Origin of the sequence: Ferranicluibacter rubi (assembly GCF_011603255.1) — a bacterium.
Lineage (GTDB): Bacteria > Pseudomonadota > Alphaproteobacteria > Rhizobiales > Rhizobiaceae > Ferranicluibacter > Ferranicluibacter rubi.
The window spans coordinates 1-24,158 of sequence record NZ_JAANCM010000027.1 but is presented as its reverse complement, the minus strand read 5'-3'; the positions used below and the strand labels follow the sequence as shown (position 1 = coordinate 24,158).

24 protein-coding genes are annotated in these 24,158 nt (G+C 63.9%); 11 read left to right on the top strand and 13 right to left on the bottom strand.

The genetic code is table 11. From position 1 onward, the window contains the following. On the bottom strand, nucleotides 1–394 hold a 394-nt coding region (locus G8E10_RS25590), incomplete at its 3' end, for a DUF721 domain-containing protein (protein ID WP_167131248.1). A gap of 150 nt (nucleotides 395–544) precedes the next feature. Here G8E10_RS25590 and mutY point away from each other — a divergent pair. The 3 genes from mutY (at nucleotide 545) to G8E10_RS25575 (ending at nucleotide 3,557) form a co-directional block, all read left to right on the top strand. After that, nucleotides 545–1,672 (top strand): A/G-specific adenine glycosylase, encoded by a 1,128-nt coding sequence (gene mutY / locus G8E10_RS25585; protein ID WP_167131246.1) that lies wholly within the window; start codon nucleotides 545–547, stop codon nucleotides 1,670–1,672. A 75-nt stretch (nucleotides 1,673–1,747) separates the two neighbouring features. Further along, entirely contained in the window at nucleotides 1,748–2,371 is a 624-nt protein-coding gene (locus G8E10_RS25580) for an HAD family hydrolase (protein ID WP_167131244.1), read from the top strand. A 154-nt stretch (nucleotides 2,372–2,525) separates the two neighbouring features. Then, the gene (locus G8E10_RS25575; RefSeq protein WP_167131242.1) at nucleotides 2,526–3,557 is read left to right on the top strand and encodes a calcium-binding protein; all 1,032 of its coding nucleotides are present in this window, start codon (nucleotides 2,526–2,528) and stop codon (nucleotides 3,555–3,557) included. A 535-nt stretch (nucleotides 3,558–4,092) separates the two neighbouring features. On the opposite strand, the gene G8E10_RS25570 is transcribed toward G8E10_RS25575, so the two are convergent. Continuing rightward, nucleotides 4,093–5,232, bottom strand: coding sequence for a site-specific DNA-methyltransferase (locus G8E10_RS25570; RefSeq protein WP_167131240.1), 1,140 nt, complete (start codon nucleotides 5,230–5,232; stop codon nucleotides 4,093–4,095). A gap of 176 nt (nucleotides 5,233–5,408) precedes the next feature. Here G8E10_RS25570 and G8E10_RS25565 point away from each other — a divergent pair, with 176 nt between their 5' ends. After that, nucleotides 5,409–5,687, top strand: a complete 279-nt coding sequence (locus tag G8E10_RS25565) for a nucleotidyltransferase family protein (RefSeq protein WP_167131238.1) — start codon at nucleotides 5,409–5,411, stop codon at nucleotides 5,685–5,687. Nucleotides 5,688–5,801: 114 nt separating this feature from the next. Next, a complete protein-coding gene (locus G8E10_RS25560) occupies nucleotides 5,802–6,497 on the top strand; it encodes an HAD family hydrolase (protein WP_167131236.1) in 696 nt (231 codons plus the stop codon). Between the two features lie 54 nt (nucleotides 6,498–6,551). Here G8E10_RS25560 and G8E10_RS25555 read toward each other — a convergent pair whose 3' ends face one another. Together G8E10_RS25555 and G8E10_RS25550 are read right to left on the bottom strand one after the other, a co-directional pair. Then, a complete protein-coding gene (locus tag G8E10_RS25555; RefSeq protein WP_167131234.1) occupies nucleotides 6,552–7,598 on the bottom strand; it encodes an NAD-dependent epimerase/dehydratase family protein in 1,047 nt (348 codons plus the stop codon). 50 nt (nucleotides 7,599–7,648) lie between these two features. Continuing rightward, nucleotides 7,649–8,200, bottom strand: coding sequence for a hypothetical protein (locus G8E10_RS25550; RefSeq protein WP_110799843.1), 552 nt, complete (start codon nucleotides 8,198–8,200; stop codon nucleotides 7,649–7,651). 317 nt (nucleotides 8,201–8,517) lie between these two features. Here G8E10_RS25550 and thrC point away from each other — a divergent pair, with 317 nt between their 5' ends. The 4 genes from thrC to G8E10_RS25530 all read left to right on the top strand — a co-directional run bounded on the left by thrC (nucleotide 8,518) and on the right by G8E10_RS25530 (nucleotide 14,829). Beyond that, nucleotides 8,518–9,924 carry a threonine synthase gene (gene thrC, locus G8E10_RS25545; RefSeq protein ID WP_167131232.1) on the top strand — a complete coding sequence of 469 codons (1,407 nt, stop codon included), beginning with the start codon at nucleotides 8,518–8,520 and terminating at the stop codon, nucleotides 9,922–9,924. 15 nt (nucleotides 9,925–9,939) lie between these two features. Next, on the top strand, nucleotides 9,940–11,241 hold the full coding sequence (locus G8E10_RS25540) for a M16 family metallopeptidase (protein WP_110799845.1): 1,302 nt from the start codon (nucleotides 9,940–9,942) through the stop codon (nucleotides 11,239–11,241). Nucleotides 11,242–11,302: 61 nt separating this feature from the next. Beyond that, nucleotides 11,303–11,914, top strand: coding sequence for a GNAT family N-acetyltransferase (locus G8E10_RS25535; protein WP_092932558.1), 612 nt, complete (start codon nucleotides 11,303–11,305; stop codon nucleotides 11,912–11,914). Nucleotides 11,915–11,967: 53 nt separating this feature from the next. Beyond that, entirely contained in the window at nucleotides 11,968–14,829 is a 2,862-nt protein-coding gene (locus G8E10_RS25530) for an EAL domain-containing protein (RefSeq protein WP_167131250.1), read from the top strand. Nucleotides 14,830–15,148: 319 nt separating this feature from the next. On the opposite strand, the gene G8E10_RS25525 is transcribed toward G8E10_RS25530, so the two are convergent. The 3 genes from G8E10_RS25525 to G8E10_RS25515 all read right to left on the bottom strand — a co-directional run bounded on the left by G8E10_RS25525 (nucleotide 15,149) and on the right by G8E10_RS25515 (nucleotide 17,501). Beyond that, nucleotides 15,149–16,264, bottom strand: a complete 1,116-nt coding sequence (locus G8E10_RS25525) for a zinc-binding metallopeptidase family protein (protein WP_167131230.1) — start codon at nucleotides 16,262–16,264, stop codon at nucleotides 15,149–15,151. 300 nt (nucleotides 16,265–16,564) lie between these two features. Then, nucleotides 16,565–16,756 carry a CsbD family protein gene (locus tag G8E10_RS25520; protein ID WP_092932552.1) on the bottom strand — a complete coding sequence of 64 codons (192 nt, stop codon included), beginning with the start codon at nucleotides 16,754–16,756 and terminating at the stop codon, nucleotides 16,565–16,567. A gap of 145 nt (nucleotides 16,757–16,901) precedes the next feature. Then, the gene (locus tag G8E10_RS25515; RefSeq protein WP_132447194.1) at nucleotides 16,902–17,501 is read right to left on the bottom strand and encodes a YqgE/AlgH family protein; all 600 of its coding nucleotides are present in this window, start codon (nucleotides 17,499–17,501) and stop codon (nucleotides 16,902–16,904) included. Between the two features lie 265 nt (nucleotides 17,502–17,766). Here G8E10_RS25515 and G8E10_RS25510 point away from each other — a divergent pair, with 265 nt between their 5' ends. Then, a complete protein-coding gene (locus G8E10_RS25510) occupies nucleotides 17,767–18,666 on the top strand; it encodes a protein-disulfide reductase DsbD domain-containing protein (protein WP_167131228.1) in 900 nt (299 codons plus the stop codon). Between the two features lie 125 nt (nucleotides 18,667–18,791). Next, complete coding sequence (locus G8E10_RS25505; protein WP_110799847.1) at nucleotides 18,792–19,277, top strand: peroxiredoxin; 486 nt, start codon at nucleotides 18,792–18,794, stop codon at nucleotides 19,275–19,277. A 410-nt stretch (nucleotides 19,278–19,687) separates the two neighbouring features. On the opposite strand, the gene rnhA is transcribed toward G8E10_RS25505, so the two are convergent. The 6 genes from rnhA to G8E10_RS25475 form a co-directional block, all read right to left on the bottom strand. After that, nucleotides 19,688–20,146 (bottom strand): ribonuclease HI, encoded by a 459-nt coding sequence (rnhA, locus tag G8E10_RS25500; protein WP_110726677.1) that lies wholly within the window; start codon nucleotides 20,144–20,146, stop codon nucleotides 19,688–19,690. Next, a complete protein-coding gene (locus G8E10_RS25495; protein WP_167131226.1) occupies nucleotides 20,143–21,123 on the bottom strand; it encodes a homoserine kinase in 981 nt (326 codons plus the stop codon). The genes rnhA and G8E10_RS25495 overlap by 4 nt, the downstream gene beginning before the upstream one ends. 136 nt (nucleotides 21,124–21,259) lie before the next feature. After that, on the bottom strand, nucleotides 21,260–22,285 hold the full coding sequence (ispH, locus tag G8E10_RS25490; protein ID WP_167131225.1) for a 4-hydroxy-3-methylbut-2-enyl diphosphate reductase: 1,026 nt from the start codon (nucleotides 22,283–22,285) through the stop codon (nucleotides 21,260–21,262). Nucleotides 22,286–22,289: 4 nt separating this feature from the next. Further along, nucleotides 22,290–22,655, bottom strand: coding sequence for a DUF1304 domain-containing protein (locus G8E10_RS25485; protein WP_167131223.1), 366 nt, complete (start codon nucleotides 22,653–22,655; stop codon nucleotides 22,290–22,292). Continuing rightward, entirely contained in the window at nucleotides 22,652–23,494 is an 843-nt protein-coding gene (locus G8E10_RS25480; protein WP_167131221.1) for an SURF1 family protein, read from the bottom strand. The genes G8E10_RS25485 and G8E10_RS25480 overlap by 4 nt, the downstream gene beginning before the upstream one ends. Further along, nucleotides 23,463–23,846, bottom strand: a complete 384-nt coding sequence (locus tag G8E10_RS25475) for a DUF983 domain-containing protein (protein ID WP_110800118.1) — start codon at nucleotides 23,844–23,846, stop codon at nucleotides 23,463–23,465. The genes G8E10_RS25480 and G8E10_RS25475 overlap by 32 nt, the downstream gene beginning before the upstream one ends. Between the last annotated feature and the right edge of the window lie 312 nt (nucleotides 23,847–24,158).

Here is a 24,158-nt window from a genome sequence, read left to right as displayed (position 1 = left end):
GTCGTGGGGGGCGGCGGGTGCGGGTTGTGGGGGTGACGGGTTTCTGGACGATGCGGACGCGGTCGATGGCGGGGAAGCCGAAGAAGCCGTTGATGCGCTGGACGAGTTCGCCCTCCGTATGAGCGAGGAACAGCGCGCGGGCGCCGTCGCAGGCGATGGTGAGGACGCCCGGCTGGTGGCGGCTTTCGCCCGCCATTTCGGAGGCGCGGCGCGGCCAGGCGATCTTTTCCGGGCGGGTGCAATCGGCGAAGGCTTCGCCGGCGATCTCGTCCCAGGAGCCGAGCAGCAGCGTGCTGATGCCGGCGCGCTTGGCCAGAACCGGATCGAGCAGGCCATTGGCGACCTCGCTGATCTGACGGACGCCCCTCGGGGTATAAGGCTTGGAAGGCGCCATGCGGTTGCTCCCGTTGGTGGTGAGTGGGTGGTGAATAGTGTAGCGGCTCTACCCCGCCGCGGCCGTTTCAGCTATGACGCACGAGACGATACCGGCTTCAGCAAGGCTGCCTGCAACGATCTATAAGGGAAGTCGGGCCCGAGGACCATGATGCAACGTTCCACGTCCACGGCGGAGGCTCTGCCCCTGCCAGATTCTCTCTCGACGCAATCTCCCGCAGCCCTGCTGCTCGACTGGTACGACCGCAGCCACCGCGTGCTGCCGTGGCGCATCACGCCGCCGATGGCGAAAGCCGGCAAGCGGCCCGACCCCTACCATATCTGGCTGTCGGAAGTGATGCTGCAGCAGACGACGGTGCAGGCGGTGAAAGCCTATTTCGCCAAGTTCCTGACGCTGTGGCCGACGGTCGGCGATCTCGCGGCCGCCGATACCGAAGAGGTGATGAAGGCCTGGGCCGGGCTCGGCTATTACGCCCGCGCCCGGAACCTGAAGAAATGCGCAGAAGCGGTGGCGAGCCAGCATGGCGGGTGCTTTCCCGATACCGAGGAGGGCCTGAAGGCGCTGCCGGGCATTGGCGACTATACCGCCGCCGCCATCGCCGCCATCGCCTTCAACCGGCAGAGTGCCGTGCTCGACGGCAATGTCGAGCGGGTGATTTCACGGCTCTACCGGGTGGAGACGCCGGTGCCGGCGGCGCGGCCCGAGATGCGCCGGCTGGTCGCCGCGATGACGCCTGCCGATCGACCAGGCGATTTCGCGCAAGCCATGATGGATCTCGGCTCGACCATCTGCACGCCGCGCCGGCCGGTCTGCGCGCTCTGTCCGATCAATGCCGACTGCCGCGCCTTCGCGGCCGGCGACCCGGAGCGCTTTCCGGTGAAGCTGGCGAAGAAGGCAAAGCCGGTGCGATACGGCACCGCCTATGTCGCGACCGATGCTGCGGGTGCGGTCTATCTCTGCAAACGGGGCGACAAGGGGCTGCTCGGCGGCATGACGGAGGTGCCGGGCACCGACTGGACGACCGATCCCGGCCAGAACCAGACGCCACCCTTTGCCGGGAAGACCACGCCCCTCTGGCGCGACTGCGGCGGCATCGTGCATGTGTTCACCCATTTCGAGCTGCGCCTCGCTGTGCGCCATGCCGAGGTCGAACGCGACGCTATCGTCGCGAACGGCTGGTGGGAGCCGCGCGAGACGCTCGCCGCGCAGGCGTTGCCCACCGTGATGAAGAAGGCGATCGAGAAGGCGCTGCCCGGCTGTTTCGCAAAAACGTCATAAATCTCGTGACGTCATGCGATAGGAACCGTCCGGAGACGATCAATGCCCGGATCGATCATAAGAGGAGAGAGCCCCATGACCGACGCGACGACACCCATCCGCCATATCGTTTTCGACATCGGCAAGGTGCTGATCCATTACGATCCGAATATCCCGTTCAGCCGGCTCATTCCCGACGAGGCCGAGCGCAACGCCTTCTTCGCGACCGTTTGCACCCATGAATGGAACCTGGAGCAGGACCGCGGCCGCAGCTGGGCGGAAGCGGAAGACCTGCTCATCGCGCAGTATCCCGAACAGGAGGCGAACATCCGCGCCTTCCGCACCCATTGGGGCGAGATGGTGCCGCATGCCTATGAGGAGAGCGTCGTCCTTCTCGAAGGTCTCGTGGCGAAGGGCTACGACGTGACGATGCTGACCAATTTCGCGCAGGACACCTTTGCCGAGGCGCGGGCGCGCTTTGCCTTCCTCAACCTGCCGCGCGGCGTGACCGTGTCCGGCGAGAAGCGGCAGATCAAGCCGGACCTCGACATCTACGAGACGCATCAGGCGGCGTTCGACCTTGAACCCGCAGCCACGCTGTTCATCGACGACAGCCTTGCCAATGTCGAGGGCGCGCGGGCGGCCGGCTGGCAGGCGGTGCAGTTCATCGACGGCCCGACGCTGAAGGCGGATCTGATAAAGCTCGGGCTGTCTGTCTGAGGGCGGGCTGTCTGAGGGCGGGCTGTCTGAAGCCGCCCTCTTTGCGCCTGATTTTCATATCACTGAAAAGCCACATTCGGTTCAGCCGGCATTCACACCGCTCCTCGCATGATGGGCGTGTCATCTTGACCGATCATTCTGCGAGGACGCATTCATGGCGAATTATTACGGCACCAACAGGAACGACATCCTGACCCAGAACAAGCTGTCCGAGGTGTCGATCTACGGTTACGGCGGCAACGATACGATCAACCTCAACCGCACCGACAGCCTCGGCGGCTTCAATTATGTGGATGCGGGTTCGGGCAACGACCGGGTGGTGAACTATTACGAGGGTGGCAACGACATCTTCCTCGGCACCGGCAACGACCTCTACATCGCCGACATCCGCGCCGACGACGGCAAGGCCTATGACGTCGTCTCCGGCGGCGACGGCAATGATATCTTCCAGGTCAATTCGGAAGCCAGCGTCTACAAGGGCGACAGCGGCAACGACACCTTCCGCTCCGTCGGCTACAACAACAGCTTCAACGGCGGCACGGGTGTGGACACCATCAGCTACGAGCTGCAGGACGCCTATTCCTCGCAGCGCGGCAAGGGCGTCGACATCGACCTCGACAAGGGCACCGCTACCATCGACAGCGACCAGATCGAGGTTCTCGTCAACATCGAAAACGCCACGGGCACGAATTCCGCCGACGACATCACCGGCTCTGCCGATCGCAACGTGCTGAAGGGCTTCGGCGGCGCCGACAATCTCTACGGCCTCGAAGGCAATGACGGGCTCTATGGCGGCGCCGGAAACGACGTTCTCTATGGCGGCTCGGGCGCCGACGACCTTACCGGTGGCATCGGCAGGGACTATCTGAACGGCGGCACGGGTGCTGACATCTTCTACTTCGATACGCTCATCGACAGCCGGGTCGGCAGCGGCCGCGACGTGATCGCCGACTTCACAGCCAGTGAAGGCGACCTTATCGACCTCTCCGGCATCGACGCGAACACGCGCTCCGGAGGCAACCAAGAGTTCGACTATATCGGCAATGACGGTTTCAGCCGCCATGCCGGCGAACTGCGTTTCTCGAACGGCATCCTCTCCGGCGACGTCAATGGCGACGGCCGCGCCGATTTCGAAGTGAGCGTGTCCGGCGTCACCAAGATGTATGCGGACGATTTCATTCTCTGACGGTCTTTTACAGATCCTGCAAAACAGCAACGCCCGGCCGCTTTTTCAAGCGGCCGGGCGTTTCAGATTCCTCCGGGACTGAAGGTACGAAACCGGAGGAAAGACGACTGTCGGCGGGCTTTCCCGTCGATAGATCGCAGTCCCGCTTCGTCTTGAGGCACAAGCTCCGGCAACACCCGGAACCCCCGCCCGCATCGCGGTCTGCCGGTGGTTGATCACGCGGCGGTATCGCAGGCATGAGACTAGCGGCGGAGAGGTTAAATTCTCTTAAACATTGCGGGGGGATTTTTGGCGGGTAGGCGCGCTGGGTGAGGACTGTGCTTCCGGGAGTGAAGGAAGGAAGGAAGGAAGACCCTCTCTGCCCTGCCGGGCATCTCCCCCACAAGGGGGGAGAGGACTCGTGGCACGCCCTCAGTACGAATCTTCAAGATTTGCGGAAAGAGCGAGCGGCCCGCCCCAGGTTTTCTCCCCCCTTGTGGGGGAGATGCCCGGCAGGGCAGAGAGGACCTTTCTCCTTAACGTCGCAAACCTGCCCTCACCCCATCCGCGCCATATCCGCCCGAATAACGGTGCGCAGGTCGTCGATCGGCCGCAGCACGCCGCCGTCGTCATAGTGCCAGAAGGTCCAGCCGTTGCAGGCGTCGAGGCCCTGCACCTTGGCGCCCAGGCGGTGGATGGAGCCGGCCTCTCCGCCTGAAGCCAGCGTGCCGTCGGCGCGCACGATGGCGCTGTGGCGGCGGCGGGCATCGGTGAGGATGGCGCCGGGCTTGATGAGGCCGCTTTCCACCAGCACGTTGAAGGCGACGCGGGGCTCGGCGCGCTTGCCGGTCATGACCGACAATGTGGCACCGCCCAGCGGCTCGACCGCCTCGATGCGGGCACGGGCCGCGTCGATATAGGTCTGCTCGCGCTCGACGCCCACATAATGGCGGCCGAGGCGCTTGGCGACGGCGCCCGTGGTGCCCGAGCCGAAGAACGGGTCGAGCACGACATCGCCCGGCCGGGTGGAGGCCATCATGATGCGGGCGAGCAGCGCTTCCGGCTTCTGGGTCGGGTGGACCTTGTCGCCGTTCTCGTCCTTCAGGCGCTCGCCGCCGGAGCAGATCGGGAACACCCAGTCGGAGCGCATCTGCACGTCGTCGTTCGCCGCCTTCAGGGCGTCGTAGTTAAAGGTGTAACCCTTGCCCTTGGCGCTCGGGCTCGCCCAGATCAGCGTCTCATGCGCGTTCTGGAACCGGCGCCCTTTGAAGTTCGGCATCGGGTTGGTCTTGCGCCAGACGATGTCGTTGAGGATCCAGAAGTTCAGATCCTGCAGGATCGCGCCGACGCGGAAGATGTTGTGGTAGGAGCCGATGACCCACAGCGTGCCGTTGGGCTTCAGCACGCGGCGGCATGCCAGCAGCCAGGCGCGGGTGAAGGCATCGTAAGCCTCGAAGGAGGCGAACTGGTCCCACGCGTCATCGACGGCATCGACCAGCGACTGATCCGGGCGATGCAGCGCACCGCCGAGCTGCAGGTTGTAGGGTGGATCGGCGAAGACGACATCCACCGAATTGTCGGGCAGCTTTTCAAGGGCGGAAACGCAATCGCCCTTGATGATGGTGTCGAGCCACCTACCCGAAGCGGCGGGGGAGATTTCAGCAGACAAAACGACGGAAGACTTCAGGGACACCATGACTACTCGCTGATACGCTGACTCTGGGACACAAATTCTGCTGCTATGGTTACCGAGTTTGGTTACCAAAGGCTGAAGAGGCGGAAAACTTGCGCGAAAAACCGACGGATGGAGGCAATGAAAGTTTCGCGACGGGGTCGAATATGCCCCGGCCGCCACTTGCTCGGGCTGATGTCATGGACCGTTTGCTTGCGCTTGCGGAAGAGATGCGCAGTCGCGGTGCGACGGGGCTTTTCGTTTACGGTTCGGTTGCGCGCGACGAAGCCCGGGCATCAAGCGATATCGATCTGTTTATCGACTATGATCCGGCAAGCCGCTTCAATGCCTTCAACCTGATCGGCATTCAGCATTTCCTGCACGAGCACCTGCCGTTCACCATCGACATCACCACCCGGGACGGCCTTCATCCGACACTGCGGCTGAGTATCGAGGCGTCGGCCGTGAAGGTTTTCTGACGCCTTTTCCATGCCCGAGACATGGCGCGCGGACACAAATCTTAGCTGCCGCATTGTCCCCCGCCGCCCCCTCGTGTAAAGCGCGGGCATTCCCATGCATCAGAGATTTTCCCCATGTCCGGTATCGACCTCATCATTTTCGATTGCGACGGCGTGCTCGTCGATTCAGAGATCATCGCATCCGAAGTCGAGGCGGCGCTGCTGACGGAAGCGGGGTATCCGATTTCGACGGAGGAGATGGCAGAGCGCTATGCTGGGATGACGTGGCAGAACACGCTCCTGGCCGTCGAGCGCGAGGCGACGATCCCGCTGTCGGCGAGCCTCATCTCACGCCATACCGAGATCCTCGAACAGCGGCTGAAGGACGACGTCGAGATCATCGAGGGCGTCAAGGCGGCGCTGTCACAGATCCGGCTGAAAAAGTGCGTCTGCTCGAACTCCACCTCCGAGCGGCTGGCGATGATGCTCGGCAAGGTCGGCCTGAAGGACCTTTTCGGCCGCAACGTCTTTTCCGCCCGCGACCTCGGCGACGACCGGGTGAAGCCAAAGCCGGATATTTTTCTGCATGGCGCAGCCCAGATGGGCATCGACCCGTCGCGGGTGATCGTGGTGGAAGATTCGGTACATGGCGTCCACGGCGCCCGCTCGGCCGGCATGCGCGTCATCGGCTTCACCGGCGCCTCGCACAGCTACGCCTCACATGCAGACGCGCTGACCGAAGCCGGCGCCGAAACCGTCATCTCCCGCATGACCGCCCTGCCCGCCACGATCGAGGCGCTGGCGGAATGGTCGGAGGAGCTTGGGGACTGATCGGGATCGTCTGCCGGAGGCTTCCCAAAGCGAGCAACCTTGCGCGAGGACTGGCTAGATCAGTTTGTATTTACCCGCCGAGGCAAGAAAATCGTCCTCTGCGCGATAATCGAATGGGTCGGAATCGTACTGGCCGAATACTGGAAGCTTCTCTTTCCATCGCCCGTCCGCAGTGAACGCGATGAGCCAGTCGCAGACATGTGCGATGGTGTCTTCATAAGATAAGGGCTTAAAACCAAGCTGACGCGCAGCTGAACTGTCGATCATGAATGGAGATGGAACCGACCATGGCGTTGCGCCGATGGCGGGGGGATAACGATCATCGTCCACGAGAGCGAAATGTCCCGGAAATTGTAGCCGTCGGCGGATGAGATCGCCGATTTCGCTGACCGATAGACAGCGCTCGTCACCGATATTGAGGATTCGATGAGCAGGCTTTTCCGAGACAATCGCCGTCAAGCCGGCGATATTGGCAACGGATGTCGTGTGAAAACGGCTCTCGCCGCGATAGGCAAGCGGAATGACGGTTCTGCCGTCGATCATCCTTTTGACGAACCACCACTCCCTGGGATGGATCGAGTTCGCACCATGGATCGCGCAGGGACGCAGAACGGTAATCGGGGCCACGCTTCGGTCGAGCAACCGCCGTTCAAGAGCGACCTTCTTCGTGGAATAGTTCTGATCCCCAGGCGGCAGGGTCTGCTGCTGCTCCGTCATGGGATCCGGCAAATCGGGGAAACCGTTGACCTTGCCTTCATCGAGCGACCGACCCTGGTCGTCGCAGTAGACACTGCTGGAGGAAATTACGACAAACGAACCGACATCGTTTTCGATTTCAAGCAGCTCGTCTGCATGCGAAGCGTCATATGCAATCGTATCGATCACCACGTCTGCGCCTGACCGTATCAAGCGTCGAAGACGTTCGCTGTGTCCACGATCGTAGACGATTGCTGTAACGCCGCTTTCCGTCAATTCACGCGGGAGCGGCCGGTTGCCTCTGTGCGTGACGGCCACCGTCCATCCCTTATCGATCAGCTCTTGCGCAACAGCCCGCCCGATCTGCCCCGTACCACCGATGATAACTGCTGCTCTGCCTGCCATCCCATTCTCCATTATGAAGATTTCAGTGGCGTAGCGGTAGCGGGCGCTTCTTACTTCCGCTTCTTCGGCGCAGCCGGGGCCGTGTCGAAGCCGACATAGACCTTGGCGAAGTCGCCGGCGCCACCGTTGATGGGGGCGGATTTGGTGAAGATGAACTGCTGGGCGCCGGTGCCGGCCTGGACGGTGACGGGCAGCTGGGTCACTTCGGAGAACAGCGTGTTGTTCTCGTCGCTCGCGGTGACGCGGATGGGCAGGTTGATCGTGCCGGGGCCGCCGGCCGGACCCGAGGTGACGCGGCCCTGCACCACGACGTTGACCGTCAGGGTCGTATCGCTCTGCACGCACTGGCGCGTCGAGTCGGCGAGCGAGGCCTGGTAGATGATCTGCGACGGGTCGTCCTTCGCGCCCTTGGCGTAGGTGCGGTAGACCGACGTCGCATCGCGCATGACGATCTGCGGGCACTTCGCCTGGATGACGGCCGGCGTGGCGGATGCCGCGCTGGCGCCCGCGTCGATCGCGCCGCCCGTGTCCGGCGTATTGCAGCCGGCAAGCGCCATGAGACCCGCAAATGCCGCGATGCGGCTGACTGTATGACCCACCATTCGATCCGACCCCCTGTCGCTCTTCCCGCGCTCTCGCGGCGCGTGTCCGTCGCTGCCTGTATAGCCGGTTTCGACCGGCGCATACGGCATAATTTCCACCGCCCGACTGCGAGCGGCCGTTGCGCAGACCCGGCGGCACTTGCCGAAAGGCAAGGCTTTCCAGTGCTGCGGCGATGGTCTATAGCAGCGGCGCGCCGGAAAATCGATTGGACTCGCGCGTGTTCCGATCTTTTTTGTAAGCCCCGCCCGAACTTGAGCGTCACGTGCCGCGCTCACCTTCAGGCCCGAACACCGTCGCCGCGCGGCACGAAACGAGGATGACGAACGTGAAGTATGTTTCGACCCGGGGCGAGGCCCCTGCGCTCGGTTTCAGCGATGCCCTGATGGCGGGCCTTGCGCGCGATGGCGGGCTCTATGTGCCGGAGACGTGGCCGACCCTGTCGAAGCGCGAGATCCGGGACCTGCGCGGCCTCTCCTACCAGGAGGTTGCGTTTCGGATTCTCCAGCTGTTCGTCGATGGCGAGATCGAGGATGCGACGCTGCGCGGCATGATCGACGAGGCCTATGCGACCTTCCGGCATCCGGCCGTCGTGCCGATCGTGCAGACCGGGCCGAATGCCTTCGTGATGGAGCTGTTCCACGGCTCGACGCTCGCCTTCAAGGATGTGGCGATGCAGCTGCTGGCGCGGCTGATGGACCATGTGCTGGCCACCCGCAACACCCGCGCCACCATCGTCGGCGCGACCTCGGGCGACACCGGGGGTGCTGCGATCGACGCCTTTGCCGGGCGCGACCGCACCGATATCTTCATCCTGTTTCCGCATGGCAAGGTCTCGCCGGTGCAGCAGCACCAGATGACGACGTCCAAGGCGTCGAACGTGCATGCGATCGCCATTCGCGGGAATTTCGACGATTGCCAGACGCTGGTCAAAGACATGTTCAACGACGGGCCTTTCCGCGACCGCGTACATCTCTCGGGCGTGAATTCGATCAACTGGGCGCGCATCATGTCCCAGATCGTCTATTATTTCACGACGGCGGTGGCGCTCGGCGGGCCGGACCGGAAGGTGGCCTTCACGGTTCCCACCGGCAATTTCGGCGATATCTTCGCGGGCTACGTCGCCATGAAGATGGGGCTGCCGATCGCGCGGCTCGTGGTCGCGACCAACGAGAACGACATTCTCGCCCGCACGCTGAAGACCGGGCGCTACGAGATGCGCGACGTGCGCGCCACGACCTCGCCGTCGATGGACATCCAGATCTCCTCCAACTTCGAACGCCTGCTGTTCGAGGCCTTCGACCGGGATGCGGGCAAGGTGCGCGCGGCCATGGGCGGGCTGAAGCAGTCGGGCGCTTTCGAGATCGAGGAAAAGGCGATGAAGATGATCCGCGGCCTCTTCCGCGCCGGGCGCGCGACGGAAAAGCAAGTGGCGGAAACCATCCGCACCACGCTCGCGGAAACCGGCTATCTCTTCGATCCGCACAGCGCCATCGGCGCCTTCGTTGCCGCCAAGCATATGAAACCCAACGCACCTATGGTGACGCTGGCCACCGCGCACCCCGCGAAATTTCCCGCCGCAGTAAAATCGGCGAGCGGTATTGACCCGGCGCTTCCGACGTGGCTTGCTGACCTGATGGACAGGGAGGAGCGCTTCGACATTCTGGATCCCGAGCTGAAAGCCGTCGAGGCCTATATCGGCGAGCACGCCCGTATCCGGAACTAGTGCGCAGAAAGACCGATGATGAAAGTTGAGTGCACCCGGCTCGCCTCCGGGCTGACGGTCGTTACCGAAACCATGCCGCATCTGGAAAGCGTCGCGCTCGGCACGTGGATCAAGTCCGGCTCCCGCGACGAGACCACGGACGAGCACGGTATCGCGCATCTGCTGGAGCACATGGCCTTCAAGGGAACGGCCTCGCGGTCGGCCCGCGATATCGCCGAGCAGATCGAGAATGTCGGCGGCGAGGTCAACGCCGCGACATCCACCGAGACGACCTCCTATTACGCCCGCGTGCTGAAGGACGACACGGCGCTGGCCATCGACATCCTCGCCGACATCCTGACGGAATCGTCCTTCGACGAGGAAGAGCTGGAGCGCGAGAAGAACGTCATCCTGCAGGAAATCGGCGCGGCGAACGATATGCCCGACGATGTGGTGTTCGACCGCTTCGCCGAAACCGCCTTTGCCGACCAGATCGTCGGCCGGCCGATCCTCGGCACGCCGGAAACGGTCATGTCGTTTTCCGCCGACCAGATCCGCACCTATCTCGGGCGCAACTACACCACCGACCGCATGTTCGTCGTGGGCGCCGGTGCGGTCGATCACGATGCCTTCGTGGCGCAGGTCGAGGAACGCTTCGCCAGCCTGCCGCAGCAGCCGGCGGAAGCGCCGCTGATCGAAAAGGCCCGCTACACCGGCGGCGACACGCGCGAGAACCGCGACCTGATGGATGCGCAGGTCCTGCTCGGCTTCGAGGGCAAGGCCTATCATGGCCGCGACTTCTACTGCTCGCAGATCCTCGCCAATATTCTCGGCGGCGGCATGTCCTCGCGGCTCTTCCAGGAAGTGCGCGAGCATCGCGGCCTCTGCTATTCGGTCTATGCGTTCCACTGGGGCTTTTCCGATACCGGCATTTTCGGCGTTCACGCCGCGACCGGCGGCGAGAACCTGCCGGAACTGATGCCCGTCATCATCGAGGAGCTGCGCAAGTCGGCCGATCATATCGATCAACAGGAAATCGACCGTGCCCGCGCGCAGATCCGCGCGCAGCTGCTGATGGGGCAGGAAAGCCCCGCCGCACGCGCCGGCCAGATCGCCCGGCAGATGATGCTCTACGGCCGCCCCATTCCCAACGAGGAACTGATGGACCGGCTGTCCGGCATCACCGTGGAGCGGCTGACCGATCTTGCCGGTCGCCTGTTCTTCGAAACCGTGCCGACGCTCTCGGCCATCGGCCCCGTCGACAAGCTGGCGCCCATGGCGGATATTCTCGGCGGCCTGACCCGCGACACGGCCCTGCCGCGGGCGGCGAACGGCTGAACCCCGGTCCGGCGTCTTCTCGCCGGCACCGTCCCTATTTACGATCCCGGCGGAGGCTTTCATGACACGATCGGTGTTTCGGTTTCTGTCACGGCAGCCGGACCCGGTCAGGATCGAGAGCGACACGCATCTGCTGCGCCTGCCACGCGGCGCCGACTATCGGCAGTGGTTCGCGCTGCGCCGGGAAAGCCGGCCGTTTCTTGAGCCCTGGGAGCCGACCTGGCGGGCGGAGGAGATGACCGAGAGCGCGTTTCGCGCGCGCGCCATCCGTAGCGAGCAGGAATTCCACTCCGGTCAGGCCATTCCCCTGTTCGTCTTCGCGCGCGACACCGAGACGCTGCTGGGCGGCCTTACCATCGGCTATATCCGGCGCGGAGCGGCGCAATGCTGCATGATCGGCTACTGGATGGGCGAGCGCTTCGCCGGCCAGGGGCACATGTCGGCGGCGGTCAGGCTCTCCATCCCCTACATCTTTTCGACCCTTCAGTTGCACCGTATCGAGGCAGCCTGTATTCCGGAAAACGACAGGAGCATCAGGCTCCTTGAAAAGGTCGGCTTTCATCGTGAAGGCTATCTGCGTGAGTATCTCAAGATCAATGGGCAGTGGCGCGACCACCTGATCTTCTCCCTTCTTTCGCGTGACATCGCGCCCAACAGGACTGCTAGCGAGTGACACATCCCTTCCGTCCGACGCTTTTGCCGTCGATCCGCAGGCTGCCCGGGCTGATGCTGGCGCTGGTGCTTGCGATGATGTGGCTCGGCGCGGGTCTGGCCCATGCCATCGAGCCCGTGAAGATCTCGCGCGAGGACACCGCGCTCGACCTCACCGCGACGACCGAGATCTATACCGGCCGGGGCGAGGCCTTTCAGGTTTCCACCGCGCCCGGCACGGACGGCATCGTGCGGCGCATCGAGGTGCGCTCCAGTGCCGACAACCATCAGGGCGACTGGGCGGTCTTCGCGCTCGCCAATGTTTCGGAAGAGCAGCTGGAGCGCGTGATCGTCGCGCCGCATTTCCGGCTGGTGAATTCCAAGATCTTCTGGCCCGACCTCGGTTCGCAGCGCATCCTTTCCATCACCCCGTCGGAAGGCTTTGCACTCGACCGGCAGCCGAGCGAGGAGGCCGACGTCTTCCGCATCACGCTCAACCCCGGCTCGGTCATCACCTTCGTCGCGGAGCTGGCAACGCCCGACCTGCCGCAAATGTATCTCTGGGAGCCGGACGCCTACAAGGACACGGTCAATGCCTTCACGCTCTATCGCGGCATCGTGCTCGGCATTGCCGGCCTGCTGGCGGTGTTCCTGACCATCCTGTTCGTCGTCAAGGGCACCTCCATGCTGCCGGCGACGGCCGCGCTCGCCTGGGCGGTTCTTGCCTATATCTGCGTCGATTTCGGCTTCCTGTCGAAGCTGATCGCGATCACCGCCGGCGACGAGCGAATATGGCGGGCGGGAACGGAGGTGTTCCTGGCGGCCGGCCTCGTGATCTTCCTCTTCACCTATCTGAACCTCAACCGCTGGCACCAGCACCTGTCCTATGCGACGCTCGCCTGGATTCTCGGCCTCGGCCTGCTCTTCGGCGTGGCGATCTACGATCCCGCCATTGCGGCCGGCATCGCGCGCATTTCGTTTGCGCTGACGGGCACGGCCGGCATCATCCTCATCGCCTATCTCGGTCTCAACCGCTACGACCGCGCCATCCTGCTCGTGCCCGCCTGGCTGCTGACGCTCGTCTGGCTGTTCGGCGCCTGGCTGACGGTGACGGGGCGGCTTTCCAACGACATCGTCCAGCCGGCGCTCGGCGGCGGGCTCGTGCTGATCGTGCTGCTCATCGGCTTCACCGTGATGCAGCATGCCTTTGCCGGCGGCGCCTATAGCCAGGGGCTCTTCTCCGACCTCGAACGCCAGTCGCTGGCGCTGACCGGCTCGGGCGATACCGTATGGGACTGGGACGTGGCGCGCGACCGGGTAGTGACCATTCCCGACGTGTCGCAGCAGCTGGGCCTCACGCCCGGCGCCATGCACGGGCCCGCCCGCAACTGGCTGCCGCGCCTTCACCCCGACGACCGCGACCGTTTTCGCGCGACGCTCGACATCCTGCTCGAACACCGCCGCGGCCGGCTCAACCATGATTTCCGCATTCGCGCCGAGGACGGGCATTATCACTGGCTGTCGATCCGCGCGCGGCCGGTGCTGGGCTCGAACGGTGAGATCATCCGCTGCGTCGGCACGCTGGTGGATATCACCGAGCAGCGCAATTCGCTCGACCGGCTGCTGCACGATGCGCTCCACGACAACCTGACCGGCCTGCCGAACCGCCAGATCTTTCTCGACCGGCTGCAATCGATCCTGGCGCTGGCGCCGGGTTCGAACGGCGTGCGCCCGACCGTGATCGCGATCGACATCGACCGCTACAAACAGAACGTCAATGACGTGCTGGGGATCGCGGCCGGCGACAACATCCTGATCGCGCTGACGCGGCGACTGCGGCGGCTCCTGAAGCCGCAGGATACGCTGGCGCGGCTCGGGGGCGACCAGTTCGGCCTGATCCTCATTTCGGAACGTGACCCCGCCAAGGTCGCGGATTTCGCCGAGGCCGTCAGCCGCGCGATCATGGTGCCGATCAGCTTCGGCAATCGCGAGATCAGCCTCACCGCCTCCGTCGGCCTCGTCTCCTGGGTGGACCAGGGCCAGAGCGCGGCCGGCCTGCTGGACGATGCGGAACTCGCCATGTTCCGCGCCAAGAAGGCGGGCGGCAACCGCGTCGAACCCTATCGCCCGGCCTTCCGCACCTCCGGCACGGACCGTCTGCAGCTCGAAACCGACCTCCGCCGCGCCATCGAGCGCAACGAGCTCAGCCTCGTCTACCAGCCGATCGTGCGGCTGAACGATGCGGAAATCGCCGGCTTCGAAGCCTTGATGCGCTGGGACCACCCGAAGCGCGGCAGCATTCCGCCCTCCGAGTTCATCCCCATTGCCGAGAGTTCCGAGGTCATCAACCAGCTCGGCCTCTTCGCCTTCGAGCGGGCGACCAGCGATCTCGGGGAATGGCAGATCCAGACCGGTCAGCTACCGATCTTCGTCTCGGTCAACCTGTCGAGCGGCCAGCTGCTCAACAACGACCTCCACGACGACATCCGCGCCATCCTCCACAAGAACCGCTGCAACCCGTCGCAGGTGATGGTGGAACTGACCGAGTCGCTGATGATGGAGAACCCGGAGCAGGCGCGTCTGGTGCTGCAGAAGCTGCGCGACAGCGGGCTGAAGCTGGCGCTGGACGACTTCGGCACCGGCCACTCCTCGCTCGCCTACCTCACGCGCTTCCCGTTCGACACGATCAAGATGGACAAGGCGCTGGTGAAGGACGAGAGCGACAAACGCACCATCCTGCTCCGCTCCGTCATCGGCATGGCGCGTGAACTCGAGATGCAGGTGGTAGCGGAGGGTATCGAGTCCGAAGAAGACGCGATCCAGCTCGGCCAGATGGGTTGCCATTACGGCCAGAGCTTCCTGTTCGGACCGCCGATTTCGTCGGATTTGATCCAGCGGTTGTTGAAGGAGCGGTTTCCGTTGATGAAGCGGGCTTGAGAGCCGTCGAAGAAGTTTAGATTTAGGGAAGAAAAACCCTCTCTGCCCTGCCGGGCATCTCCCCCACAAGGGGGGAGAAGACTCGCGGTCCTCGCTCGCTTTGCCTTTACGTACGCGCCTGAAGAACCGTTTCAAAACGCTCTAGTTTTTCGACGAGAACGAGCGGGTGCCCCCCGTCCTCTCCCCCCTTGTGGGGGAGATGGCCGGCAGGCCAGAGAGGGTCTTTCTTCAAAATTCCGCCCACAAACCCGCACCCCAAAACAAAAAAACGCTCCTCCTTTTCCAAGGAAGAGCGCTCCGTAGTTCAAACCTGAAACCCTCAGGCCGCCGCCGGCGTCTGCATCGGCGGCTGAGACATGGTCAGCAGCCCCTGCCCGGCCTTGTGGATCAGCCGGTTGAGGAATTCCAGCTTCTGGACCACGGGGATCGACAGCACGAAGGGGTAGCTGTCGGTCTGGCCCATGGAGCGCTGGATGCTGTTCAGCGCGACGCTGAGCGGCACCCAGGCATCGACCAAGGTCTGTGAATCCTGAGCATTGTAGGGATCGAAATCGACTTCGGCGGCCATCTCCTGGTGGCGGCGGGGGTCGGTGGAGAGGCCGAAGGCGCGGGCGGTTTCGAGCGTGTCGACGATGTGGAAGAAGTGCGCCCAGCATTCGGCGAAGTCTTCAGACGGATGGCAGCTGGCATAAGTCGAGATGAAGCGGTTCTGCCAGTCGGCCGGCGGGCCCTGCTCATAGTTGCGCTGCAAAGCTGCGGCATAGTCCTCGCGCTCGTCGCCGAAGAGGGCGCGGGCTTCGGCCAGCGTTTCCTCGTCGCGGCAGAGCTGGGCGAAGTAGAAATGGCCGATCTCATGGCGGAAATGGCCGAGCAGCGTGCGGTAGGGTTCGCCCATGGAGACGCGGATGCTTTCGCGCGTCGCATCGTCAGCTTCGGCGGCGCGCAGGCTGATCAGACCGTCTTCGTGGCCGGTCATCGCGGCCTGGATGACGTTGCCGTTGGCATCGACCTCGTCGGCGAGGAAATCGAACACCAGACCGCCCTGCGGATCGGCATCGCGGCCCGGGCGCGGCAGGTTCCAGCGCAGGATCGAATAGAACAGGTGACGCTGCGCCTGGCTGATCTTCTGCCAGCGCTGAACGCCTTCCGGATTGTCGGTGACGGGCACGATGTGATTGTAGCTGCAGGCAACGCAGTAGGTGTTATGGCTACCGGCGGGGACGAGCCAGTTGCAGATATCGTTCATCGCATTGGCGCAGAAGCGCACGGCGGTATCGTTCTTGCCGATCACGGTCCATTGATCGCCGCCGGCCGGGGCCAGCGCCTTCATGCTCAGGGACTCCGTCTCGAAACCGAGGCGCGATCCGCAATTCACGCAGGTTCGATTGTCGAAATGCACGGAATTTCCGCAATTGCTGCACGTAAAGAGCTTCATGGTCGTTTCGTCCCTGGGGCCATCCCTGCGGATGGCATCTGATTGTTGTGGCTCCGCAGCGCCGGCGTCTTTCAGAACATCCTGTTTTCGCTGCCCTACATATTATGTTGCCTGAAGCGATGGCCATCCGCTTTTGACGGACGTTGCCGCCTATTGCGCGATTCCGACTGGCAGACGAGGAAATGCCCGCCGGCACGAGGCACAGCGGGCATTCGGCGCACGTCGCCATCCAGTTGAACCCGTCAGGACGGCAACGGTTGCGCACCTGATCGCTACGGACAAAGCCATAGCAAAACTTTGTTACAGGCGATCGACGGCACCCTTGACGGTGTCCTTGGCCTTGCCGGATGCCTGCTGGACTTCGCCCTTGACTTCCTGTGCCTTGCCTTCGGCCTGCAGACGCTCGTTGTCGGTCATCTTGCCGACGCCCTGCTTGACGTTGCCTGCTGCTTCGTTAGCGAGACCGGAAACCTTATCGGAAATGCTACCCATGTGCGTAACTCCCTGTCACTGAGGCGGCTGCTTTATTGCTGTGCCGCTTGCCTTCAAAACGGGGTGTCGGACAAAATGTTCCGCGATTTGTTCATCAGGAATCGAGAAAGCAACGCCTTGATCAGGGTAGATAGCGGACATGCCGTTACGCGTGACCAGCCGTCATCGACAGCATGGCGGGGGCGACGCCCATCGCGGCAAGGGTGCGATCGTACTTGTCGCCAAGGTCGCGATCGAAGATCAGGTCCTCGTTGGCCGCGCAGGTCAGCCAGCCATTATTGGCGATCTCGGCCTCCAGCTGGCCGGCGCCCCAGCCGGCATAGCCGAGCATCATCATGGCGCGGGACGGGCCCGCACCGCGCGAGATGGCGCGCACGATATCGAGCGTCGCCGTCAGGCAGATGTCGTCGCTGACGGGAATACTCGATTCGCTCAGGTAATCGTCGGAGTGAAGCACGAAGCCGCGACCGGTCTCGACGGGACCACCGGTCTGGATCTGGAACTCCCGCGTCCGCTCCGGCAGCCGGATCGCCTGAAGGCGATCGACGATCTCCAGGTGCAGGAGCACATCCGGAAAGGTGAGCTGCTGCGGCCGGTTCAGAATGAAACCCATCGCGCCGTCGTCGGAATGCGCGCAGACGAAAATGACCGTACGGGCGAAGTTGCTATCGACCATGCCGGGCATGGCAATCAGGAACTGCCCGTCCAACATGCCCCGTTCACGGTTTTTCTGGAATGTCGCCATCATGGTGCCTTGCCCTTGTTCCGGTTGAGGTCTGTCCCGCCTTTTCGATGCCTGCCGTTTTCTGGTTTTCCGAATGCCGGCGCTGCGGGTGCCCTTGGGGATGACAGCTCGGCCGTCACACCTGTCGAAGCCGATGTCCCGCCGATCGTTCCATCGACCCGGGTCGATTATTGCATCGCGCATTCAAGAAAAGTTGCACGACATTCCGAGCCGCCGCATCATGCCGATCTTCTCCGACCCTGCCAAAACCGCTATGGCTTTGCCCATGATCGAACGCCTCACACCGCAGAGTTTGACGTTTTCGGCACGCGTGGCAACCCTGGCCACCGTGTTTTTTTTCGCGATCGCAGCATCGGGCGGCATGGCCTTTGCCGCGCGCAGCGCCTGGGTGGAGACCGTCGGTGGCGGCATCCGGCTGGTCACCGGCGCGCAGCAAGCGGACGGAACGCTGCCGGCCATGTTGGAAATCCGGCTGGAACCGGGCTGGCGAACCTACTGGACGGACCCGGGCTCGAGCGGCATTCCGCCGGAGGTGACCATTACCGGGAAAGGCCCGGGCGCGGGCAGCCTCGTCTATTCCGGCCTGCGGCTGCCGGCGCCCAAACGGTTTGCCGAGGGCGATCTCGAATATACCGGCTACGACCGGCCCGCCTCGTTCCCGCTTCTGCTCAAAAGCGATGCCGGCAAGGATCTGACGCTGGAAGCGTCCGTGTTCCTCGGCATCTGCAAGAGCATCTGCATTCCCGTGCAGGCGGAGCTGGACCTTGCGCTTGCCGCCGATGCTGCCGACAATCCGCTGGACACCGCGCGCGTGCGCGCCGCCTTCGCCGCCCTGCCGGCAGCCCCCTCACCGGATTTCGACGTGGTGCATGCCGCCTTCGATGCGCGGACGCATGAAATCGCACTCACCATGAGGCTGCCGGAGGGTGCGACGCTCTTAGACGTGTTCCTCGCGGCACCCTCCGGCTATGTCTTCCATCCGGTGGGCAGCCGGCCCATGGACAGCCGGAGGGGGGCGGATGGCCTGACGCATGTGCGGATCGCCGCGAAACTGCCACTGACAAGCGCGGGCGGGCCAGCGGACGGCGCGATCCGGGCGACGATCAGCGTGCGGATGGGGTCCGAGAACAGGGCCATCGAAACGCCGCTTGTCTTCAAGCCCTGAAAATCTATATCTTTCCTTTGCGCCTGTCCGGCGCACGGATGTTCCACGGGGCACGCTGCTTGCGCTTCGCGCCGTCATCAGAGCCCATTCCCTGAAGCCCCATTCCCTGAGCGAGGATATTCCCTTTGACCATTTCGATCGGCGACAAGATTCCATCTGCGACCTTCAAGGAAAAGACCGTTGACGGCCCTGTGGAAGTGACCACGGACGCCCTCTTCTCCGGCAAGCGCGTCGTGATCTTCGGCGTCCCCGGCGCCTTCACGCCCACCTGCTCGCTCAACCACCTGCCCGGCTATCTCGAGAACCGCGACGCGATCCTCGCCAGGGGGATCGACGACATCGCCGTCGTCGCCGTCAACGACATCCACGTCATGGGCGCCTGGGCAACGGCCTCCGGCGGCATGGACAAGATCCACTTCCTCTCCGACTGGGATGCAGGCTTCACCAAGGCGCTGGGGCTGGATATCGACCTCTCGGCGGGCACGCTCGGCGTGCGGTCGAAGCGGTATTCGATGCTGGTGGACGATGGCGTGGTGAAGACTATCAACATCGAGGAAAGCCCGGGACAGGCGACGGTGTCGTCTGCAGCGACGATGCTGGAGCAGATCTGAGGGGTGTGGAGGGGGTTTAAAAAAGACCCTCTCTGGCCTGCCGGCCATCTCCCCACAAGGGGGGAGAGGACTTGGGACGGCCTCCCTTTCCCTCGGCAGGTGTTTCATTGTGGCGTGGTGTGCGGACCACGAGTCTTCTCCCCCCTTGTGGGGGAGATGCCCGGCAGGGCAGAGAGGGTCTTTCTTCCTTCTATTTCATCAACATAGCGCCGCGCCAGCCCCTCATCCGGCTGCCGCCACCTTCTCCCCGCGCGCGGGGAGAAGAGACCTGGAGCGCCGCTTGAGACCCGACCATTGACCTTCGGGAGGAAGGCGAGCGCGCTCGGCATGTCCCTTAGCCCCGCCTGCGGGGAGAAGGTGCCGGCAGGCGGATGAGGGGCTTACCGCACATTCGGCGGTGACGCGTCACCTCACCCCAGCTTCACCGCCCGCTTCCCCTTGAACGGCTCCATGCCCTTGCGGGCCAGTTCATCCGCGCGCTCATTCTCCGGGTGGCCGGCGTGGCCCTTGACCCAGTGCCAGGTGACCTTGTGGGTGCTGTTGGCGGCGTCGAGGGCCTGCCAGAGTTCGCCGTTCTTCACCGGCTTGCGGTCGGCCGTCTTCCAGCCGTTCTTCTTCCAGCCGTGGATCCATTTCATGATCCCGTCCATGACGTATTTGCTGTCGGTGTGGAGATCGACCTCGCAGGGCTCCTTCAGGGAGGTGAGCGCGGTGATGGCGGCGAGCAGTTCCATGCGGTTGTTGGTGGTTTCGGCCTCGCCACCGCAGAGGTCCTTTTCGGTCTCGCCGTAGCGCAGCACCGCGCCCCAGCCGCCGGGGCCCGGATTGCCCGAGCAGGCGCCGTCGGTGAAGATGTCGATGTGTTTCATGCGTCGGGTTCCGAAATCGTCAGGCCATATTCGAGCGCCGTGTTCACCGAGCGGTGGAACTGGAGCTTGCGGAGATATTCGAGCGGATCCTTCTTGACCACCAAGGCGCCTGCCGGCGTCGTCAGCCAGTCGTAGAGCCGCGTCAGGAAGAAGCGCAGCGCCGAGCCGCGGGCGAGAAGCGGCAGGGCCGCGATTTCGCCAGCTGTCAGCGGGCGCACCGACTGGTAGCCTGCCAGAAGCGCCATGCCCTTGGTCATGTTGAAAGCGCCGTCCTTCTCGAAGCACCAGGCATTGAGGCAGATCGAGACGTCGTAAGCCAAAAGATCGTTGCAGGCGAAGTAAAAGTCGATCACGCCGGAGAGGTTTTCGCCGAGGAAGAAGACATTGTCGGGGAAGAGATCGGCATGGATGACGCCTGCGGGTAGATCGGACGGCCAGTTGGCTTCGAGATGGTCGAGTTCGGCGGCGATCTCCGCGGCCACGCCCGGCTGCACCTCGTCGGCGCGGTCCTTCGCCTTGTCCCAGAGCGGACGCCAGCCGGAGACGGACAAAGCGTTTTCCCGCGTCAGAGCAAACCCCTCGCCCGCAACATGCATTTCGGCGAGCGCCCGGCCGACCTCGCGGCAATGGGCAGCCTCCGGCTTGCGCAGCCACATACCTTCGAGAAAGGTGATCATGGCGGCCGGGCGGCCCGACAGCGTGCCGAGCAGAGCGCCGTCCGTGCGGGCGAGCGGCAGCGGGCAGTTGAGACCGCGATCGGCCAGATGCTGCATCAGGCCGAGGAAGAACGGGAGATCGCCGGGATCGACGCGCTTTTCGTAGAGCGTGAGGATGAAGGCGCCCGTGGTGGTGTGGAGCAGGAAATTGCTGTTCTCGACGCCTTCGGCGATGCCTTTGTAGGAGGTGAGCTCCCCTACGTCATAGGCGCTCAGGAATGTCTTGAGGTCGTCCTCGGAGATATCGGTATAGACGGCCATGTGAGCCCTGTGGGGTGGTTGGTTGAAGGAAAGCCCTCTCTGCCCTGCCGGGCATCTCCCCCACAAGGGGGGAGAGGACGTCTGGTGACGTGCACCACCTTAGACGGCAGATGCAGAGGTCGGGGGCCGCTCTTGGTCAGTCGCCGTTGACGAAGGCCATGTCGGCCTGGGTCAGGGGGACGTGGCGCAGTTCGCGGTTGACGAGGAAGTTTTCGGTTTCCTCCACCGTATCCGCCAGCTCGACCACCGCATCATAGCGCACGCGAAAAGCCTCGATGATCTCGTTGACGATCACCTCGGGTGCCGAAGCGCCGGCCGACAGGCCGACGGTGCGGATCTCGCCGAGCGTGTCCCATTCGATATCGCTGGCGCGCTGGACGAGGATCGACTGGCGGGCGCCGGAGCGGAACGCGACTTCGACGAGGCGTTTGGAATTGGAGGAATTGGGCGCGCCGACGATGAGGAACAGATCGCAGCCGGGGGCCGCCTGCTTCACGGCTTCCTGCCGGTTGGTGGTGGCATAACAGATGCTGTCGGCGGCGGGCGCCGTGAGATTGGGGAAGCGCTCGTGCAGGCGCTTGATGACGCCGGCGGTATCGTCCACCGACAGCGTCGTCTGGGTGACGAAGCCGAGGTTGTCGGGATCGGGCGGCGTGTAGGTATCGACGTCATCGATGGTTTCGACCAGCGAGACGCTGCCCTCGGGAAGCTGTCCCATGGTGCCGATGACTTCGGGGTGGCCGGCATGGCCGATGAGCACGACGTGGCGGCCCATGCGGTTGTGGCGCATGGCCTGCTTGTGGACCTTGGAGACCAGTGGGCAGGTCGCATCGAGATAGAAGAGATTGCGCTGGTCGGCGTCCGCAGGCACGGATTTCGGCACGCCATGGGCGGAGAAGACGACCGGCTGCTTGCGGTGCTCCGGCGGGATCTCGTCGAGTTCCTCCACGAAGATCGCGCCCTTGGCCTCCAGCCCTTCCACGACATAGCGATTGTGCACGATCTCGTGGCGGACATAGACCGGCGCGCCGAATTCCTTCAGCGCGAGCACCACGATCTGGATGGCGCGATCGACCCCGGCGCAGAAGCCGCGCGGGCCGCAGAGTCTAATCGTGAGCGCCGATTTCTGCGAAACGGGCTTTTCAGCGGAACGAAATTCCATGGGATCAGAACGCCAAGACTGTGAACAGGAGTGCGAGCATCGCCGGGCCGCCCTGCACCAGAAGAATGCGCGCACTGACCGACCACGCGCCATATATAGCGGCGATGACAACGCACACAAGAAAGAACAGCTGCAGCTGCACGGCAAAGGCAGGCGGAGACGCCAGAAGCGACCAGCCGAGACCGGCGGCGAGAAAGCCGTTGTAGAGGCCCTGATTGGCCGCAAGCACCCGCGTTGCCTCGGCCTGCTCTTGCGTCATGCGGAAGATGCGGCGGCCCTGCGGCTTCGTCCAGAGGACCATTTCCAGCGCGAGGAAGCCGACGTGGAGAAGCGCGGTGAGGCCTGTGAAGATCTGGGCGAGCAGTGTCATTCCGGCGTCTCCTGTTGCGCGTGCGCGTGGCCGGCGCGCGCTTCGGCGCGCCTACGGAACATGAACAGACCACTGACCGCAACAAGCGCAGCGGCCAGCCCGTACCAGGTGAGCGCATATTGAAGGTGATTGTTCGGCAGGTCGAACTGGGTGACGCCGCCGACCGGCAAACTGCCTGAAATGGGGCCGCCGGGATTGGGTGTCGCATCGGCATCGATGAAGAAGGGCAGCGTGCGCGCTGGCGACAGGCCGGATGCCGCCGTCATCGCGGTCCAGTCCTTCCAGTAGAAGATGTTCTTGGCGATGTCGTTCTCCGGCACCACCCAGGAGGGTTTGGCATCGAGCCGGGCGCGGGCAAGGCCCGATATGGTGACGGGGCCTTCACGCTGGCTCTCCGGCCGGGTCGCCGGTTCCTTGCGCTCGTAAGGCACGAAGCCGCGATTGATCAGGACAGTGCGGCCGTCCGCCAGTGTCAGCGGGGTATAGACGTAGAAGCCGGTCTGGCCGTTATAGGTCGCGAACAAATGCCGCTCGCCCGCGTTTTGAAACGTACCCGAGACGCGGACGGTGCGGTATTCGATATCGCCGCCGCCCGCCAACATTGCGGCGATGGCATCGATATCCACGGGCGGCGCTTTGCGGCGCTCGGCGATGGCCGCGAGCAGGCTCTCTTTCCAGTGCAGCCGCTGCATCTGCCAGGTGCCGAGCGCGACGAGGGCCGCGAAAAGGGCGAGCAGGAGGATGCCGGAAAGGAGGCGGGCGACGGGTCCGCTCCGGCGGGGTGTCGTGCCGGCCGGTCGGACAGACTCAGCCACGGTCGATTTCGCCGGGCCTGGCATTGTTGCGATATTGCAGGTCGATCAGCACGCCCTTGAGCATGCGGGTGAGCGCGAGCGACAGGACGATGGCGAGCGGGATCCAAAGCAGGAAATGCAGCCAGAGCGGCGGGCTGTAATTGACCTCGGCCCAGAGCGCCGCACCCACTGTGATGAAGCCGATGATGAGGATGACGAAGACCACGGGCCCATCGCCCGCATCGGCGAAATCATAGTCCAGCCCGCAGGCGGCGCAGCGGGGGCGCATGGCAAGGTAGCCCTGAAACAGCTTGCCCTCGCCGCAGCGCGGGCAACGGCCGCGCAGGCCTGCCTTGATGGGATCGACCGGCGGATAATGCGCGCTGTCTTCGGTCATGATGGTCTCTCGATCCCCCGTATTCGGCGGCACGAGCATGGTCCTCTCGTCCCTGCCGGACGTTGTATCGGCAATGCGGGGCTTCGTCCAATCGAACATCTGCGACAAAGGCGACAGGCGGATGGGATGCCGCTCTACGGTCATCTATTTCCGTCGTTCAGGGAGCCTTTACCCCATGCACCCTACAGTCACGTCATCCATCCAGCAGGAGTATCGGCAGGTCGTGAAGCGGTTGATCAAGAGGGGCGTCATTGCCGGCGGGCTGGCGGTTGCGCGGGGGCTTTCCGCGGCGGGGCTGATGCGGGGCGCGCG